The 1,206-nt window shown below is 46.3% G+C and carries 1 protein-coding gene and 1 tRNA gene; both read right to left on the reverse strand.

Features of this window, described 5'->3' with window-relative positions:
- The coding region (locus A3750_RS18995) for an EAL and HDOD domain-containing protein (RefSeq protein WP_068548628.1) at positions 1-849 on the reverse strand (849 nt) is incomplete at its 3' end.
- Between the two features lie 236 nt (positions 850-1,085).
- Positions 1,086-1,161: transfer RNA gene (locus A3750_RS19000), tRNA-Glu, on the reverse strand.
- Between the last annotated feature and the right edge of the window lie 45 nt (positions 1,162-1,206).

Raw genomic sequence — 1,206 nt, forward strand, 5'->3', positions numbered from 1 at the left:
TGGTTTATTGTCGAGTTTGCTGAGCGCGAGCAGCGTAGCCCAGCTGCGCACTCGATTAATCCCAAGCAGCGCAACAGCAGAATTGATGGAATCAATCTCTTTAGTTCGACGATACGCTGCGGAATTAATCAAACGCAGTAATTTATAGCTAATAACCGGATCTTGAGAAATGATATCGCTAATTCGTTTGACGTCTGTCGTGGGGTCTTGAAGCTCGGCAACGAGACCCAGTACTGCAATTTGATTGGTCGCAAGTTTTTGACCATGCATTATCTCGGGCTTCGCTAAAAAGTAACCCTGAAAAAGTTGAAATCCCATCGCCTTACATGCTTCAAACTCTTTGTGCGTTTCTACTTTTTCGGCAAGCAGCGTGAGGTCAAAGGGTTGTAAGTAGTCAACGGTGTTTTGGATATCACTTAGTGTTTGTCCGAGAATGTCGACTTTTACGATATCAATGTAGGGCAGTAGCGGCTTGTATTGCGGTGCCCTGACGACATCATCTAAAGCGAGGGTATAGCCAATTTTCTTCAGCTCGATAACACGTTTAATAAAGCTTGGTGTTATCTTTACGTGCTCCAGAATCTCGATGACGATCGAATGGGGGTCAAAGATGGGGCGTTCCATTAAAAGTTCGCCGGAGAAGTTAACAAAAGCCGGGGCGCCGCCCGTCACAAACTGCAAATCGCTTTCGGTGAAAAGGTTTAGTAAAACATTGGATGTGGCACTGAGATCACAAAGAATATTTGCGGCGTTCTGCTCATTGTCGCGAAACAGCAGCTCATAGCCATAAATTTCTTTATTCGCATCGTATATTGGTTGCCGCGCCAGCAGCACATCGTCTTTCTGCATAAAACCTAATTAAGCGGCCGTTCGAAGCTTCGATGGCGAGTTGACTGCTAGTATTCAAGAGTATGTAGTTAAGTGTAGCTGACCTTTTGCCTTGTGAGAGCGGCTAGAGTAGAAAAAATTGCAATAAATGCATGTAACATTCGAGGTAACGACGTTGTTTGAGGAGATAGCGCAGCGGGTGCTTAGCAGCTTGCACTTGCTAAGTGCAAAAACATCCATCTGGTAGAAAAAAGAAGTGGCGTCCCCTAGGGGAGTCGAACCCCTGTTACCGCCGTGAAAGGGCGGTGTCCTAGGCCTCTAGACGAAGGGGACGCATAGGTACTTCGTCGAAGTGGCGCGAATATTAGGGACTTTGTT

This window comes from Oleiphilus sp. HI0079 (assembly GCF_001635105.1).